Origin of the sequence: Belliella kenyensis, from assembly GCF_022549675.1 — a bacterium.
Taxonomy (GTDB): Bacteria; Bacteroidota; Bacteroidia; order Cytophagales; family Cyclobacteriaceae; genus Belliella; species Belliella kenyensis.
This window is the reverse complement of the sequence record NZ_JAKZGR010000015.1, coordinates 82,347-99,777: the sequence shown is the minus strand read 5'-3', so window position 1 is coordinate 99,777 and position 17,431 is coordinate 82,347. Positions and strand designations below refer to the sequence as shown.

The window sequence follows — 17,431 nt, the reverse complement described above, 5'->3', positions numbered from 1 at the left end:
AATTAGCTTAGACATTTCTAAAAGTCTAAGCTAAGCATTATCCTTTAAAACTCCAGTTAGTTTGAAGATTTGTCATCAATTTCAAAGATGGATTTGAGCTCTACGGCATCTTTGGGGTCCATTCTTTTAGCAAGTACGAGTCTCAGTTGTCTTCTTCTAAGTGCTCCTTCATATAGTTCAATTTCTTCCTCAGATATTGGCTCAACTTCAGGAACCTCTATTGGTCTTCCACCTTGATCTACAGCCACAAAAGTGAAAAAAGCCCTGTGGGTTGTTATTTTTTTATTTGCTGGAATATCCTCTGCAAATACTTCAATAAAGACCTCCATGGACGAATTGAAAGCTCTTGTTACCTTAGCTTTAAGGGTAACCACATTACCCAATGCGATAGGATGCTTGAAGGAAATACTATCGGCGGCAGCAGTTACTACGATCCTATTGGAATGTTTTTGAGCAGCGATGGCAGCTACTATATCCATCCAATGCATCAATTTACCTCCCATTAGATTATTCAAAGTATTCGTATCATTAGGCAGGACCATTTCGGTCATAATCACTTCAGATTGTTGGGCGAGTTTCTTACGTGTCATAAAGATTGTTTTTTACAAAAATACAAAATTTAAATTCACTATGCTTTTAAAATGAATTTAAATCAAAATATTGTTTTGAATCACCTGTTTGTTTTCCATCCGTCAGCTCCAAGTAATGGAACAAAGGCAAAGTTGTCAAAAGATTCTTGAATGATTTGCTTTTCAGTTTTTTTCGTGAGTTTCATCATTTTTTGACTTTTTCTATCTCCTACTGGTATGACCAGAATCCCACCTATTTTCAATTGATGAAGAAGAGCATTTGGAACTACTGGTGCTCCTGCTGTAACTATTATTTTGTCGTATGGAGCTTGAGAAGGGAGTCCTTGGGATCCATCTCCATGATAGAAGTGAATAGGTATAGCTAGTTTGGTGAGAAATTTTTTGGTTTTTTCATACAGCTTGATTTGATATTCTATGCTGTGCACTGTACCTCCAAGTAAATGCAAGATGGTGGCTTGATATCCAGAACCTGTCCCGATTTCCAAGATTTTGTCTCCATGTCTTACATCCAAAAGTTCTGATTGGAAAGCTACTGTGAATGGTTGAGATATCGTCTGTCCTTCTCCTATAGGAAATGCTTTGTCTTCGTAGGCATGAGAATCTAGTGCTGTGTCAAAAAAGAAATGTCTTGGCAGTGTATTGATGGCGTCTAATACTGCTTCATTTTTGATGCCTTTCTGTCTAAGAAGGTTTACTAATGCATTGCGTTGTCCCTTGTGCCTATAGGTATCCTCAAGTTTGAGCATGTATAAATTGAATGTATTTTGAGAAACTTAAATCGAAAGTGCTAAGTTAAGGTTAAAAATGGCTTAATTTGAATCAATATTGATCAATCTGGCTTAAAAAGTTAAATCACTAAGCTTAAAAATACCATATAGATGTTTACAGGAATCGTAGAAACCCTAGGAGAAATCAAAGAAATCACGCAAGAGGGCACAAACTTTCACTTTGAAATTCAATCAGCTATAACCAATGAGTTGAAAATAGACCAATCTGTCTCCCATAATGGAGTTTGTCTTACAGTAGTAGCAATAGAAGGTGATATTTACAAGGTCACTGCCATAGATGAGACTTTGAAAAAAACTAATCTTCAGTCTTGGGGTGTAGGTAAAAAGATCAACTTGGAGAGGTGTATGCCAGCAAATGGAAGGTTTGATGGACATATTGTTCAAGGACATGTCGATCAAACAGGAGTAGTAGAGAATATTTCGGAAGTTGACGGTTCTTGGATTTTTGATTTTTCTTTTGATGCATCTTCGGGAAATATTACTGTGGAGAAGGGCTCGATTACAGTAAATGGAACGAGTTTGACGTGTTTTAACTCAAAAAACGGAAGGTTTTCTGTAGCTATTATTCCTTACACTTATGAGTTTACTAACTTTCACCAACTGAAAATAGGCGATATGGTTAATTTAGAATTTGATGTGATTGGGAAATACATTCAGCGAATCATAAGGGGTTATGAATCTTGATCTTTTTCATGGACAATATACTGGAGATATACCGTGTGGATAGCATGGTATGCCAACCATGCCGATAGGATACCGACTAGTCCACCTACTATGATGTCAGCTGGATAATGCACACCTAAATACACTCTAGTGTAAGAAAAAAAGAATGCCCAAAGAAGCAACCATTTAATTTTCGGGTACTTTTTTCCTACTGAAAGCATCATAAAGGTAGCGATGGCAAAACTATTAGAGGCATGAGAAGATGCAAAACCAAATTGCCCACCGCATCTTCCAAAATTATGTACTATACCTTCCCACTTCGGGTCATGACATGGACGGAGTCGTTCAAAAAATGGTTTCATGAATCCGGATGTGAATTGATCAGCTATCAATATTGTCAATGCTAAACTTATCAAAACCCACCAAGAAGCCCTCCCGTGGGTTTTGAGAATAAGTATCAAAAGGAGAATGTATAAAGGAATCCAAGGCCATGTATGGGTAAGTTGGAAGATGATGGGATCAAAAAAATCATCATGAAAGCTATTCAAGTAAATGAAGAGCGATTCATCCCAGTTCTTAATAGTTTCTAGCATGGCGATTGATTTATACCCAGTCTATACCCTTTTTCAATAATGAAAGCGTATGTGCTTCCCTCGAATTCAATTCGGGCTCATGCATGTATTGCCAGTTGGCTATCGGAGGCATGCTCATCAGTATACTTTCTGTTCTACCGTTGGTATCAAGACCAAACTTGGTGCCCGCATCCCATACCAAGTTGAATTCCACATACCTACCTCTCCTCAAAGCTTGCCATTGTTTTTCCTTTTCTCCATAAGCAATCACACTGTTCTTCTTCATAAAATGGCGATATACTGTAGGGAACAGATAGCCAATTGCTTTGGCAAATTCAAAGATTTGAATCATTTCTGCCTCATCATCTGCACTTAGACGATCAAAGAATATCCCTCCGATACCTCTAGTTTCATTTCTATGTTTAATGAAAAAATAATCATCTGCCCATTTCTTGAATTTTGGGTAGTAAGAGGTGTCGAATTGATCACATGTATCTTTCACTGCTTGGTGAAAGTATCTGGCATCAGCTTCATCTACGTAATGCGGGGTAAGGTCTATTCCACCTCCAAACCACCTTACTCCATTGCTCATTTCGAAATACCTAATGTTCATATGTATGATAGGTACCATTGGACTTTTAGGGTGAATGACTATGGATACGCCAGTAGCAAAAAAATCTGCATCATCAAGTTGAAGTTTCTCGAGAATTTTTTTCGGAGTAGGGCCTTCTACAGCAGAAAATGCCACTCCTCCCTTTGCTATGATATTACCATCTTGAATAATTCTCGTTCGCCCACCTCCGCCTTCTGGTCTTGACCAAAGGTCTTCATGAAACGTCGCTTTACCATCTTCCTGCTCTAGCTCTTTGCAAATATGATCTTGAATTTTACGAAAGTCTTCTGCTATTTTTTCTTTATTCATTTTTCTGTTCAGCTGAGGATTAATCTTCGATTTCCAATGATTCTAAAATATCTGCCAATTCATCAAAATCCCTTATCCCAGGTTTGATTTCGTCTCCGCCTTTGAGACAAATGCCTTTTATATTTGTCTCATCTATGATATTTGTGATGTTTTTCGTTTCTATACCAAAACCTAATAAAACATTGCAAGATGAAGCCAATGATTTTATTTTTGAAATTATGGCATCATCTAATTCGAGTGTATCACTAGACAAGTGCAAGACCACGTCAAAGTTTTTGTAAGATTCGGCTTTAGCAATCAAATCATCAAAATCATCAAGAGTTTTCACATCTACTTTCCAAATTATACCATATCCAGAATTGACAAGCATTTTGATATGAAATTCTTCCTTGACCTCTATAGATGTCAAATTTGGGTAAGATTTTACTAATTCTAAAATAGAATCTGGGTGAGATGTTTCGAACTCTGCAACAAAAGCCACACCTGAAATCCAGTCTGTAATTTCTTTATACTTTTCAGGTGCAACAAAATCTTTGTGATTGTTTTCAAGGTTGAAGCCCATCAAATCTACATACATACCTGCACAGTATCGTGCATCACTTAGATTGTTGATATTGCTGATTTTAACAAAAGTCTTGAGAGCCATGCTATGTTTATTTTTATTTTCTATCTGCTAAGGTAAAGGTTTTCGTTCGAATAACGTATTTTTAGCCTTCAGAAGCCTTGTTTATGTATAGATATTTAGTCCAGTTCTTGTGTGTTTGTTTATTCTTCTTGGGTTGTAGGGAAGTTGAGCAGCCCAATTATGATATCGGACTTGATTTTCAACCATTAGAGGAAGGGTTGTTTTGGGAGTATGAGGTAGACGAGAGAATTGTATTTGGTGAAAATGATGAAGAGACCAATTCATATTTTATAAAAGATAGGGTCGATTATACTTTTATCAATGATGAGGGAGTTGAAGTATTTGTAATATTAAGGTCAAAAGGTAATACGCGCAATGACTACGAAGGTGTAGGAAACTATGCACTTTTTGTCAGAAATAGGGCATTGATAAGGATGGAACAAAATGAGAGGGTTGTAAAATTCCCATTTCCACCCAGACAAGGGAGTCAGTGGGATGCGAAAATTTATTCTTCTAATCCTTCTGAGATTTTTCAAATTGATTTATTAGGATCTTATGATTTAAATAATGTTACCTATTCTCAAGCGGCAAGAGTTTTGCAAGAGGATGACGATGACTTGATCACATCGAGAGACATTCGCTACGAAGTTTTTGCCAAAGGAATCGGGATGATTGAATACTATAGTGAAGTAATAAGCTATTGTACAAGAAACGATTGCTTAGGGCAGCAAATAGAAGAGTCTGGAAGTATGATCCATATGAAAATTATCAACTATGGGAAAAATTAGAATTTGCTTATTTTTAATCTGCTTTGGTGTAAACGGAATGGTTTTTTCCCAGCATAAGTATGCAGTGCATTTTAAGCATAAGCCTCAAGAAACTTTTTCACTTGAAGAACCAGAAGCTTTCCTTTCTCCCAAAGCAATCGAGCGCAGGACAAAATACGGAATAGAACTAGATTCTTTAGATTTACCAGTTTCTCCAATTTATATTGAAGGAATTAGACCTTTTGTTCATGAGATGCTTTATCATATAAGTTGGCTGAATGCTTCACTAGTAACATTGAATGATGAGCAACTAGCGGATGTGGCCAACTTGGAATTTGTAGATAAAGTAGTGCTGGTAGCACCCAACCAAGGAAATGGTGGCAAAGCAATTCAGAAAATCAAAAAAGGTCTGCAATTCAAAATTAATTTAAAAAGTAATAGGATCAATGAGCAAGTTTATGGATTTCAAAACGGAGTTTTGGGCATAGATGAAATGCATAATTTGGGTTTCAAAGGAAACGGCATTTTGATTGCAGTTTTTGATGCTGGATTTCCATCCGTAGATACGATAGATGGTTTGAAACACTTGGTAGATAATAAACAGATCATTGCATCAAAGGATTTTGTTGATCTTTCAAATGATAATATTTACACCAAGCATCAGCATGGAACTAACGTCCTCTCACTTATAGGTGCAAATCAAGAAGGTTCTTTAATGTCTGGTGCTCCAGAAGCTTCCTATATTCTATGTATCACAGAGGATAATGATTCCGAGTATCGAATAGAAGAATATAATTGGGTGAAAGCAGCGGCTTATGCGGATAGCTTGGGAGTAGATATCATCAATTCCTCACTTGGATATTTAGATTTTGATGATTCTAGTATGGATTATATACAGGATGATCTGGATGGCAAGACAGCGGTAATTAGTCAGGGTGCTGCTATAGCAGCAAGTAGAGGTATCTTGGTAGTCAATAGTGCGGGTAATTACGGAAGAAGAGGAGCTTCCTCAATTACTGCTCCTGCGGATGCTAGCGGTATTTTGAGTATCGGTGCTACAAATTCTTCAGGAGAAATGGCCGCCTTTAGTTCACAAGGTCCTACAGCAGATGGAAGAATCAAGCCAGAACTTTCGACTTTGGGAGAAGGAGTTTTTTTATACAGATCCAGCGGTGCTGTCAATAGAGCCAATGGGACTTCATTTTCTGCCCCACAAATCGCCGCATTGGCAGCCGGATTGTGGCAAGCAAAGCCTGAATGGAACAAAGATCAATTGATAGAAGCACTGATTCAAAGTGCTACTCAGGCTGATTCTCCAGACAATAGGCTTGGATATGGAATACCGCATTTCCATTATGCCTATTATGGAAGGGTATTAGATATAGAGAATCCCAAAGAGGAGGAAGTATGGAAGGTTTATCCAAATCCTATCTCAGGAAACAACCTGAATGTATTGATTGGAAATGAATATTCAGGAAGTTATGTCTTAAAGAATCTCTCTGGGCAAGTCGTAATAGAGGGAAGCATGCAAAGAGATCGAATTGATGGACCATTTGAAATCGAACTTCCTATGCTCTCTCAAGGAGTATATATCATAGAAGCACAATCTGGTAAGGTAATCAAGCGGACAAAATTGATCAAAAAATAGGGGAGTAATGACTTTTTTGTTTCCTTTGCAGCAAAATAAAATTTGCTAAGCATGCCAGTAAAAATTGCACCTTCGATTTTAGCCTCAGATTTTGCCAATCTTCAAAAGGAGATAGAGATGCTCAACGCATCCGACACGGATTACATACATGTAGATATCATGGATGGATTGTTTGTACCCAATATTTCTTTTGGTATACCTGTAACCGAGGCAGTCAATAGACATGCCAAGAAGCCACTTGATGTACATCTTATGATTGCTAATCCAGATCAATATCTTACTGCTTTCAAGGAGGCAGGTGCTGCCATCATTTCGGTTCATTACGAAGCATGTACACATTTACACCGGACCTTGCAGGCAATCAGGCAATTGGGGTGTAAAGCTGGGATTGCTATCAATCCACACACTTCAGTAGAACTACTCAAAGATGTCATCAAAGAAACTGATTTGGTTTGTATCATGTCTGTCAATCCAGGCTTCGGCGGACAGAAGTTCATTGAGAATACATATGCAAAAGTAAGGAGACTTAAGGAGATCATTATTGAACAAGGCGCAAGCACAGAGATAGAAATAGATGGTGGAGTAAATCAACAAAATGCGCCATTACTCATTGAAGCAGGGGCTGATGTATTGGTTGCAGGCAGCTTTGTTTTTAATTCTTCTGATCCTATAGATACTATTAGAACATTAAAATCTCTATAAATTTTATTATAAAAATCTTCCTTCAGTCAGAAGTATTTGCCTTTTAACAATTTTTAAGGCAAGGTTTTTGTACAATTCCTTGTGAAAATGAGCTTTAAACATTTTCTTGTAAATTGAATTTTATTAAAAACTTAATCTGAGAATTGTCATGATGAAAAGAGTATTTGTACTAGCCTTCTTGATGTTAGGAATGATCAGTGTGCAAGTGAACGCACAAGGAGATGCAGAAGAAGTGACTGTGGAAGAAATGGAGAAGTTTGCTTTAATGGAAGCGAAGTTTGCGAAATTTATTCAAAATAAGCAGGCAGAAATGGAAGAAATGATTAAATCAAATGACATCATTGAAGGAGGTGGGGCAAGATATAACGAGATCAAAGCCGCTTGGGGAAACGAAGAAAAACTTGCAGAAATCAATGTGACGGAAGAAGAGAAGGCAGAATTTCAAAGAATTCAAGACTTTATAGCTTCTATTGGTGACGATGCGAGACAATACAAGACTGATTTGATCATGGATCAAGAAGTGCTAGGTGCAGCCACTTACAACAAAGTCAACAAAGCGATAAAAGAAGATCCGGAAGTGAAAGAAAAAGTAGATTCTTTGATAGCTGAATACAAAACTAAAGAAGTTGATACTACATCTGAGGATGAGTCATTATAATCAATGATATTGTATCTATCTGCAAAGATTCCTCTGTTCTAAGTAAAGCTATTTTTACATTAAGAGCTGATTGGATGTTGATTCAGGGGTGATGTTAGTATAATTTAACAACACACTTAAAAAATTATAGCGGATACATACATTAAATATTCAAATTTTAAAAGGTCTTCAACCAGAAGACCTTTTTTTTATGCATTTTTACCACATTAAAATAAGAAATCTACCGTTGTAATCGGGTATGAATATGAAATCGAAAATTCTAAGCATCTTATTCTTTTTTCTTTTATCACAATCTCATGGGCAAGAGGATTATTTTGGCATTGATACCAAAGCCAAAAAAGGGAGAATGAGTGATAGTAATTTAGGAAATACATTTCGAAAAGCTATCAGTAATTTTAGTTTTGAACTTTCTTCTGGGGGAAACTACTTAATGAATAGCATGGACTTTAATACGAATCATCCTGATGATTTTCCAATAACACAGGTACGCAACACGGATGTGAGAAGAGATATCACTATGAATGATACAATTAATTTTTCTGGGTCAGGATTTAATGTACCCATCAATGTTGGGGTAAAATTGAATCTCTTCGACATATTTGTAGTCGGGGGAGGCTATGGGCGTGAAATGGGGCAGCAGTCAGTGATGATAGGCAGTGATTATGATTTTAGCTTTGACCAGCTAGGATATACTTACGATAAAGTCTTTGGAACCTTTGGCTTGGTGCTTTACGATGCCAAAAGGAGAATAAGTTTTTTGAAATGGAAGTATAAAAAATATGCTACTCAAAATACGTATATGCAATCAGAAAAGAACCAAAGAATGCGTCAAAACTATCCATGGAGATTTGTCTTGGAAGGAGAGTATGGTCAACTTTATCCAAGGACTTTGCCCGATCAGAGGCTGGTTGTAAACAATGAACCCTACTATGGGGTGGCTTTGAGGATAGAAAGGGAGTTTTCTGAGTATGCTAGATTCTTTGTCAAAGGAGGGGCAGAGTTCAGGAGTGCATCTTATTCTGGTCTGATCATAGAAGAATTTCAACCTATTAAACAACAACTTTTTGGGTTACAAGTTGGGATGTCTATCAGTATGCCAGGGACAAAACGATGCAAAGTGCAAGGTTGTGGTGTGGTAATGAAGCACTTACATGATGGTGTCGAATACAGGGGTAGCTCGATCTGGAATCTCCAAAATAGGAAAGTTGGTCAATGGTACTAAAAATCTAATAAAACCCAATTATTAGTATGTAAAATTCATGTTTCAAAACCATATACTTTTTATTATCTTGCAAGCTTATTGAGAATAGATAAATATGGCTCAAGGAGAAAACGAGAATATCATACCAATTAACATTGAGGAAGAAATGCGTGGAGCTTACATCGATTATTCGATGTCGGTCATTGTTTCCAGAGCACTTCCAGATGTCCGAGACGGACTAAAACCAGTTCACCGAAGGATTTTATTCGGAATGCAAGAATTGGGAGTTTTACACAACAAACCTTTTAAGAAATCTGCTAGGATAGTAGGGGAAGTGCTAGGTAAGTATCACCCTCACGGTGACTCTGCGGTATATGAGACGATGGTCCGTATGGCTCAACCCTGGTCCTTAAGATATCCACTCGTAGACGGTCAAGGCAACTTTGGATCAGTAGATGGAGATAATCCCGCTGCTATGCGTTACACCGAAGCGAGGTTGAAACGAATTGCCGAAGAATTGTTGATTGATATCAATAAGGAAACAGTTGATTTTCAATTGAATTTTGATGATTCTTTGAAAGAGCCAGTTGTTCTGCCTGCAAAAATTCCAGCTTTACTACTGAATGGAGCTTCTGGAATTGCAGTAGGTATGGCTACTAATATGGCTCCTCACAACCTTGGAGAGGTAGTAGATGGTATCATTGCTTACATTGACAATAGAGACATTACTGTTGCTGAGCTTATGGAGCACATTATTGCTCCAGATTTCCCAACAGGTGCTACTATTTATGGATACAACGGAGTAAAGGCGGCGTTTGAGACAGGTCGTGGACGCATAGTCGTAAGAGGTAAGGCAGAAATCGAAACTAAGGATAGCGGTAAAGAAATGATTATCATTACCGAAATTCCATATTTGGTGAACAAAGCCAGTATGATCGAGAAAACTGCCCAACTCATCAATGAGAAAAAGATTGATGGGATCTCTGCGATAAGAGATGAATCTGACCGTCAAGGAATGAGAATAGTGTATGAACTGAAAAGAGATGCTATCTCTAATGTAGTATTAAATAATCTATATAAGCAGACGCAGTTACAAACCTCATTTTCAGTAAATAATGTGGCTTTGGTAAAAGGTAGACCACATACCTTGAACCTAAAGGACATGATCGTTCATTACGTAAGTCACCGCCATGAAGTCGTAGTGAGACGTACGGAATATGAACTAAGAGAAGCCGAGAAGAGGGCTCATATTTTGCAAGGTTACCTGATAGCTTTGGACAATTTGGACGAAGTGATTTCTTTGATCAGAAGCTCTAGAGATCCAGAGACAGCAAGAAATGGCTTGATGCAAAGATTCGAGTTGAGCGAGATACAAGCCAGAGCAATCTTGGATATGAGGCTGCAGAGATTGACGGGTATGGAGCGTGAGAAGATCCAAGAAGAATATGATCAGATAATGAAGTTGATCGAAGAGCTGAAGGAGATCCTTGCCAATGAAGACAAGAGAATGCAGATCATCAAGGATGAACTTACCGAGATGAAAGATCGATATAGTGATCCAAGAAGAACTGTCATAGAGCATAACGCTGAAGATTTCAGTTATGAAGATATGATCCCAAATGAAGAAGTGGTAATCACTGTATCTCATCAAGGATATATTAAAAGGACTGCCTTGACTGAATATAGGACTCAAAGTAGAGGAGGGGTAGGCTCTAGGGGTGCTACCACGAAGGATGATGACTGGACTGAATACCTCTTTACCGCTTCCACTCATAACTATTTGTTGATTTTCACAGATCTCGGGAAGCTCTTCTGGTTGAAGACTTATGCTATTCCTGAAGGTGCTAAGGCCTCCAAAGGTAGGCCTATACAAAATCTCATAAATATCACCTCAGAAGACAAAATCAGATCAATCATTCAAGTGGGTGATTTGAACGATGTGGACTACATCAATAATAACTTCTTGGTCATGGTTACCAAGAAAGGGATTATTAAGAAAACCACACTTGAACAATATTCAAGACCTCGTACCAATGGTATCATAGCACTGAATATCAGAGAGGAGGATCAATTGATGCAAGTGGAGATGACAAATGGTGATTCGCACATTATCATTGCGGCTGGATCAGGTAGAGCGATACATTTCCACGAGTCTACAGTAAGACCAATGGGAAGAACAGCTACAGGTGTCAAAGCCATAACGTTAAGTAATGTTAATGACCATGTAATTGGCATGGTATGTGCCTCGAGAGAAGATGCCAACCTTTTAGTAGTCTCAGAGAAAGGATATGGAAAAAGATCTCCTTTGGATGAATACAGGATTACCAATAGGGGTGGAAAAGGAGTGAAAGCTATGAATGTGACTGAAAAGACTGGTTCATTGGTAGCGATCAAAGAAGTAGTAGATTCTGATGACCTGATGATCATCAACAAATCAGGAATCACGATAAGGACTCCAGTTTCAAATTTGAGGGTAATGGGTAGAGCGACTCAAGGTGTAAGGTTGATCAAATTGGGTGAAAATGACGAAATTTCCTCAGTTGAAAAAATCAGAAAGGATGAGTCTGAAGTTGAATTAGAAGATGAATCGAATGTTAATGTTGATGGAGAAAATCCAGCGACTGATGGCAATATAACCGAGGAACCAAACAATTAAGTTAAGTTAAAGAAAAAAAATGAGAAAATTAATCCTATCGTTCGCATTAGCAGGTCTTGTTTCTGTGAGTTTTGCTCAGAAAAAGGTTGCGAAATCTGCTGAGAAAAATTTCAAGAAGGGAGAATTGACTACTGCCCTAGATGAAATTAATGAAGCTTTACAAGACCCAGAGACTAAAGACGATCCTTCCAATTATCTCTTGAAAGGAAAAATCCAAACAAAAATGTTTGAATCTGGTGAGGTAGAGGATATGTCCACTGTAGATGTGGGTAGAGATGCTTTTGAAACTTTCAACAGCACTATGAAAATGGTCGATAATGATGAGAGTTCAAAAGTTGGTAAAGAGGTCTACAAAGAAGATATAGATGGAATGCCTGAAAATCTTAGACCTTACGGTATTTATACTTTGAAAAATGTATCATTTAGAAAAGCTATAGATACTTATGAAGATGACAACTTTGAAATGGCATATGAGTATTTCGCATTAGCTGCGGATATTGATCCTACAGATACTACGATGAACTTCAACGCTGGCTATTTGGCAAATGATCTTGGTAAATCAGCAGAGGCTAAAAAGTTCTTCACCAGGTTATTGAAAGTAGAGGAGTATAACAAATTGAATGCTTACTATTTCTTGATCCAAATTGCCAATAGCGAAGACAATGATCCTGAAGAAGCATTGAGACTTATCGGTGAGGCAAGAAAAGCCGATCCTTCTGATAAAACATTAGCAGAATATGAAATTCAACTTTTGTTGCAGCTAAACAAAATGGATGAAGCCTTGACTTCTGTGGTTTCAGCTTTGGAAAATGATCCTAAAAACCCTGGTATCCTTTTAAGATATGGCTACTTGCTAGAGCAATCTGGTGATCTTGATGGTGCATTGGAACAATACAAAAAATCAGTAGAAGCTGATCCTAAATTCTTTGAAGGTAACAACTATGCAGGTGCGATCTACTTGGAGAAAGCAAGAATAATCATCAATGAAGTAGGTGCTCTTTCTGATGAAGAATGGGAGAAGAAATCAGATGCAATGAATAAAGAAGCTGAAAACCTTTACAAAGAAGCAGTTCCTTACTTTACAAGGGCTTCTGAAATTCAGCCTGAATCTACCGACATCCTTCAGATCCTATTCCAAATCCACGAGAGACTAGGTAATGAAGCTGAAAAAGAAAAATATAACCAAAAGTTGATCAAACTATTAGGTGAAGATTGGCTAGATGAAGGTTGATATTAGATCAAAATCATAGAAAATTAAAGCCACCCATGATGGGTGGCTTTTTTTTTACATAATTCAAAACCCTTTGGTAAAAAAATGTTTTTATATCTTTAAATCTTCTATTAGCTTTTACCGTTCAAATTAACCTAAGTATATGTTTAGAAAATTAGCCTTTGGCTTGATTGTAGTTCAACTGGTATCAAGTATTGCTTTTGCACAAAACCCTTCGTCAAAACTTTATCATGATCTGCTTAAACTTCAAGAAACGAAAAGAGTACTTTTTGTAGCTGCACACCCTGATGATGAAAATACAAGATTAATTTCATACTTGGCTAATGGGGAACATGCACAAGTAGCCTACCTCTCACTTACAAGAGGAGATGGAGGACAAAATTTAATAGGAAAAGAGCTAGGTATACCTCTAGGTTTAATAAGAACACACGAGCTTCTTAAGGCACGAGAAACAGATGGAGGTCGTCAATTTTTTTCTAGGGCTTTAGATTTTGGATTTAGCAAAATCCCTGACGAAACCCTAAATAATTGGGATAAAGAGAAACTTTTGGCTGATGTAATTTGGGTAATAAGGAGTTTTCAACCTGATATTATCATAAATAGATTCAATTTGATTCCAGGTACTACGCATGGGCATCACACTACTTCGGCCATGCTTTCTTATGAGGCCTTTGACTTAGCTGGAGATCCGAAATCTTTTTCTAATCAGCTCTCAAAGGTCAAAATATGGAATCCAAAGAGATTGTTTTGGAATGCATACAGCTGGGGTGGACAATATGAGGCTAGTGAGGATAAGAAATACCATATATTTCCAGTTGGAGACTATAATCCTTTGTTAGGAACCACTTATTCCCAAATAGCTGCCGATAGCAGGACCATGCACAAGTCTCAAGGATTTGGCTCTACACCACAGATTGGAATGGGACAAGATCACATTGAGCAGTTGAAAGGCGACACTTTTAAAGATGATCCGTTTGAAGGAGTTGAAAGCAAATGGAGTCAAGTTCCCAATGGTAAGGTTATACAGGATAAACTAACTGCAACACTGCAGAATTTTGATTTTATTAATGTTTCAAACAACATAGAAGCACTACTTGAAATCAAAAAATTAATTGATAGCAATGCTGAGAATGAGATTTGGTACCTAGAAAAAAAAGAAGCTATCAATCAGTTGATTTTGGATGCATTGGGAGTCAAGGCAGAATTCAATGTGAATAAAGAAATTGCTTATTCAGGTGAAACCATTGCTGGGGAAATTATCTTTAACAATCCCAGTCAAATATCAGTCGAATTATTAAAAGCAACGCATCAACTTTTTAACGTGGATTTCAATACCTCTACCAAACCAAACCAACCTATCACAAGACCAGTATCTATAAAAATTCCAAAAGATTATCCTGTTTCTCAACCATTTTGGTTGGAAAAGCCAATCGACAAAAACCTATTTGACATCTCCGACTTGACCAAAATAGGTCCTCCTATTAATCATCCTTCTATAGCTGCAAATTTAGAATTAAATATCCAAGGTCAGAAGATAGAACTTATCTTGCCTCTGAAGTACAAATACAATGATCAAGTGGATGGGGAAATCAACCAACCACTAACCATAGTGCCAGAAGTGAATGTCTCATTAAATCAATCTTTGGTTTTTCTAATGAAAGATCAAAAACCTTCAATAGAAGTAGAAGTGAGTTTCAAGCAAAATATTTTGAAAGGAGTGCTGTTGTTGGAAGGCTTAGATAAATCTCAATACAAAATCATTTCTGAAGAGAGAGATGAAAGAAGAAAGAAAATTAATTTTAAAGTAGAATTGATTGCATCCAAGGCTGAGAAAACCAAAGTCACTGTGGCCTATAAAGCTGAAGATGGAAGGCTATATAACCAAGATATCAATAGGATTCTTTACAAACACATTCCAAATTTGACTTATTTCACAACTGCATCATTTGATTTGATAAAGTTTGATTTTACTACATCTGCTCAAAAGATAGCCTATATAGCGGGAGCAGGGGATGATGTTCCAGAAGTATTGAGATATTTGGGCTATGAGGTCAACATCATAGATAATGGGGGTATCAATAAAGCTAACCTTAAGCTTTATCCTACTGTGATCATCGGTATCAGGGCTTTTAATACCAATCAGAGTTTAGCCAATAATGTCGATCAATTGATGGACTATGTAAAAGAAGGAGGAAACTTGATCGTCCAATACAATACATCGTCACCACTTTTGACGAGAGATCTTGGTCCATATCCTTTTGCTATATCAAGGGATAGGGTCACTGTGGAAGAGTCACCTGTAATTGCAGATTATGATCATCCAATACTAACCTCTCCAATACAGATTACCTCCAAAGACTTTGAAGACTGGGTTCAGGAGAGAGGCTTGTATTTTACCGCAGATTGGGATCAAAAATACACCACACCTCTAGAGATGCAAGACCCAGGAGAAGCACCATCCAAAGGAGCTTTGCTACATGCAAAATATGGAGAAGGAACGTATACCTATTCAGGAATTTCATGGTTCAGGCATTTACCAGCGGGGGTGCCAGGCGCAATCAAACTTTTTGTCAACCTGATAGAGCAAGGAGATGGAAAATAAGCAAAATTGGAATAACTGGTATTTTATCTTAGCAGGAACACTATTGCTTTTGATTGCCTTGTTTTATTGGTTAACTAAGGCATACGCATGAGTACGATAGATTGGATAGTATTGTTTGCGACCCTACTACTCATAGTAGGATATGGAGTTTATAAGACTTACGGCCCAAAAAGTATGGATAACTATCTTCGTGGAGATAGTGATATGAACTGGTGGACAATAGGTTTGTCAATTATGGCAACGCAAGCTTCTGCGATTACCTTTTTGAGTACTCCAGGTCAAGCCTATGAAGACGGTATGCGCTTTATTCAATTCTATTTCGGATTGCCTATAGCGATGATTATACTTTCAGTGACATTTATTCCTATTTATTATAAGCTAAAAGTGTATACAGCTTATGAGTTTTTGGAAAATCGATTTGATCTCAAGACTAGAACATTAGCGGCACTTTTGTTTTTGACTCAAAGAGGGTTAGCAGCGGGAATCACCATTTATGCACCAGCTATTATTTTGTCCACCTTGTTAGGGTGGAATTTATTTTGGACCAATATATTCATTGGAGTATTGGTGATACTCTATACTGTATCAGGAGGAACTAAGGCAGTCTCTATCACTCAAAAACAGCAAATGGCAGTAATGATGGGGGGGATGATTTTAGCAGGAATCTTTGTGGTAAAAATGCTACCAGTAGGATTCTCTGATGCGCTCCATGTAGCTGGGAAAATGGATAGATTGAATATCATCAATTTTGAGTTCGACTTGGCAGATAGGTATAATGTATGGTCTGGTATGACGGCTGCGTTGTTTCTCTTTCTTTCCTATTTTGGAACAGATCAGTCTCAAGTGCAGCGTTATTTGACAGGAAAGTCACTTGCAGAGAGTAGGATGGGGCTGATCATGAACGGTCTCCTGAAGATTCCTATGCAGTTTATCATCTTGTTTATTGGGGTGATGGTATTTGTGTTTTATCAGTTTTTCCAACCACCGGTAGTATTCAATAAAGTACAAACAGAGCGCTTGATCAACTCTGAATATGAAGAGCCATTTTCAAAACTAGAAGATGAGTATAGTGAAGCTTTTGAACAAAAGTCAAATCATATCAGTGAACTACTCGCTGCTGTCAAGGCTGATGATGAACAAGGAATAAGGAATGCCCAATCAGGAATGAAAGCTTCTCAGAAGCGTCAGGAAGAAATTCGAAATGAAGTTAAATCTCTTATAGTACAGAATGAACCTAATGCTGAGACTAAGGATACAGATTATGTGTTTATGCGATTTGTAATGGACTATCTACCTATAGGCATTGTCGGATTGCTATTTGCCGTGATTTTTTCAGCTGCCATGTCGTCTACGGCCTCAGAATTGAACTCTCTAGGTACCACCTCTACGATTGATATCTACAAACGTTCGCTTCGAAAAAATGAATCAGACAAACATTACATGCTTTCATCTAAGTGGCTTACTGCTTTGTGGGGAGTTTTTGCCATATTATTTGCTACTTACGCCTCTCTATTTGAAAATCTCATACAAGCAGTAAACTTACTGGGCTCATTGTTCTATGGGACGATTTTGGGTATTTTCTTGGTTGGGTTTTACATGAAATGGATCAAGGGGCATGCTGTTTTCATAGCAGCTTTGATTGCAGAGGCGATTATATTAATGCTCCATTGGTTTAATGGCGAATCAATAATAGGCATAGAAATCAATATAGGTTTCCTTTGGTACAATGCCATAGGCTGTATTTTGGTGATGGTATTGGCTGCTTTGATTCAGTTGTCTCAAAAGAAAATCGTCAAAGGTTAAGTT

General features: G+C 37.5%; 15 protein-coding genes. 10 read left to right on the top strand and 5 right to left on the bottom strand.

Translation table 11 applies throughout. From position 1 onward, the window contains the following. Window positions 1-56: 56 nt before the first annotated feature. Both MM214_RS15355 and MM214_RS15350 read right to left on the bottom strand, forming a co-directional pair. Entirely contained in the window at window positions 57-590 is a 534-nt protein-coding gene (locus MM214_RS15355; protein ID WP_241296691.1) for an acyl-CoA thioesterase, read from the bottom strand. 80 nt (window positions 591-670) lie between these two features. Next, complete coding sequence (locus tag MM214_RS15350; protein WP_241296689.1) at window positions 671-1,336, bottom strand: protein-L-isoaspartate(D-aspartate) O-methyltransferase; 666 nt, start codon at window positions 1,334-1,336, stop codon at window positions 671-673. Between the two features lie 132 nt (window positions 1,337-1,468). On the opposite strand from MM214_RS15350, the gene MM214_RS15345 reads away from it, so the two are divergent. Then, window positions 1,469-2,062, top strand: coding sequence for a riboflavin synthase (locus tag MM214_RS15345; protein WP_241296687.1), 594 nt, complete (start codon window positions 1,469-1,471; stop codon window positions 2,060-2,062). On the opposite strand, the gene MM214_RS15340 is transcribed toward MM214_RS15345, so the two are convergent. Genes MM214_RS15340 through trpF form a run of 3 tightly spaced genes read right to left on the bottom strand, consistent with a single transcriptional unit; the run spans window position 2,050 to window position 4,181 of the window. Next, the gene (locus tag MM214_RS15340; protein ID WP_241296685.1) at window positions 2,050-2,634 is read right to left on the bottom strand and encodes a phosphatase PAP2 family protein; all 585 of its coding nucleotides are present in this window, start codon (window positions 2,632-2,634) and stop codon (window positions 2,050-2,052) included. The genes MM214_RS15345 and MM214_RS15340 overlap by 13 nt on opposite strands. Before the next feature lie 10 nt (window positions 2,635-2,644). Continuing rightward, window positions 2,645-3,535: an oxygen-dependent coproporphyrinogen oxidase gene (hemF, locus tag MM214_RS15335; protein WP_241296682.1), complete on the bottom strand. Its 891-nt coding sequence runs from the start codon at window positions 3,533-3,535 to the stop codon at window positions 2,645-2,647. Between the two features lie 19 nt (window positions 3,536-3,554). Next, the gene (gene trpF, locus MM214_RS15330; protein ID WP_241296680.1) at window positions 3,555-4,181 is read right to left on the bottom strand and encodes a phosphoribosylanthranilate isomerase; all 627 of its coding nucleotides are present in this window, start codon (window positions 4,179-4,181) and stop codon (window positions 3,555-3,557) included. 83 nt (window positions 4,182-4,264) lie between these two features. On the opposite strand from trpF, the gene MM214_RS15325 reads away from it, so the two are divergent. The 9 genes from MM214_RS15325 (at window position 4,265) to MM214_RS15285 (ending at window position 17,428) form a co-directional block, all read left to right on the top strand. Next, window positions 4,265-4,948 carry a hypothetical protein gene (locus MM214_RS15325; RefSeq protein ID WP_241296678.1) on the top strand — a complete coding sequence of 228 codons (684 nt, stop codon included), beginning with the start codon at window positions 4,265-4,267 and terminating at the stop codon, window positions 4,946-4,948. Further along, window positions 4,935-6,575: a S8 family serine peptidase gene (locus MM214_RS15320; RefSeq protein ID WP_241296676.1), complete on the top strand. Its 1,641-nt coding sequence runs from the start codon at window positions 4,935-4,937 to the stop codon at window positions 6,573-6,575. The genes MM214_RS15325 and MM214_RS15320 overlap by 14 nt, the downstream gene beginning before the upstream one ends. A gap of 51 nt (window positions 6,576-6,626) precedes the next feature. Then, window positions 6,627-7,277 carry a ribulose-phosphate 3-epimerase gene (gene rpe, locus MM214_RS15315; RefSeq protein WP_241296674.1) on the top strand — a complete coding sequence of 217 codons (651 nt, stop codon included), beginning with the start codon at window positions 6,627-6,629 and terminating at the stop codon, window positions 7,275-7,277. Between the two features lie 151 nt (window positions 7,278-7,428). Then, window positions 7,429-7,935 carry a hypothetical protein gene (locus tag MM214_RS15310; protein ID WP_241296725.1) on the top strand — a complete coding sequence of 169 codons (507 nt, stop codon included), beginning with the start codon at window positions 7,429-7,431 and terminating at the stop codon, window positions 7,933-7,935. 244 nt (window positions 7,936-8,179) lie between these two features. After that, complete coding sequence (locus MM214_RS15305) at window positions 8,180-9,157, top strand: hypothetical protein (RefSeq protein ID WP_241296672.1); 978 nt, start codon at window positions 8,180-8,182, stop codon at window positions 9,155-9,157. A gap of 94 nt (window positions 9,158-9,251) precedes the next feature. After that, window positions 9,252-11,792 (top strand): DNA gyrase subunit A, encoded by a 2,541-nt coding sequence (gyrA, locus tag MM214_RS15300; protein ID WP_241296670.1) that lies wholly within the window; start codon window positions 9,252-9,254, stop codon window positions 11,790-11,792. Window positions 11,793-11,811: 19 nt separating this feature from the next. Then, a complete protein-coding gene (locus tag MM214_RS15295) occupies window positions 11,812-13,023 on the top strand; it encodes a tetratricopeptide repeat protein (RefSeq protein ID WP_241296669.1) in 1,212 nt (403 codons plus the stop codon). 142 nt (window positions 13,024-13,165) lie between these two features. Beyond that, window positions 13,166-15,625 carry a PIG-L family deacetylase gene (locus MM214_RS15290; RefSeq protein WP_241296667.1) on the top strand — a complete coding sequence of 820 codons (2,460 nt, stop codon included), beginning with the start codon at window positions 13,166-13,168 and terminating at the stop codon, window positions 15,623-15,625. 87 nt (window positions 15,626-15,712) lie between these two features. Beyond that, window positions 15,713-17,428 (top strand): sodium:solute symporter, encoded by a 1,716-nt coding sequence (locus MM214_RS15285; protein WP_241296665.1) that lies wholly within the window; start codon window positions 15,713-15,715, stop codon window positions 17,426-17,428. Window positions 17,429-17,431: the final 3 nt, after the last annotated feature.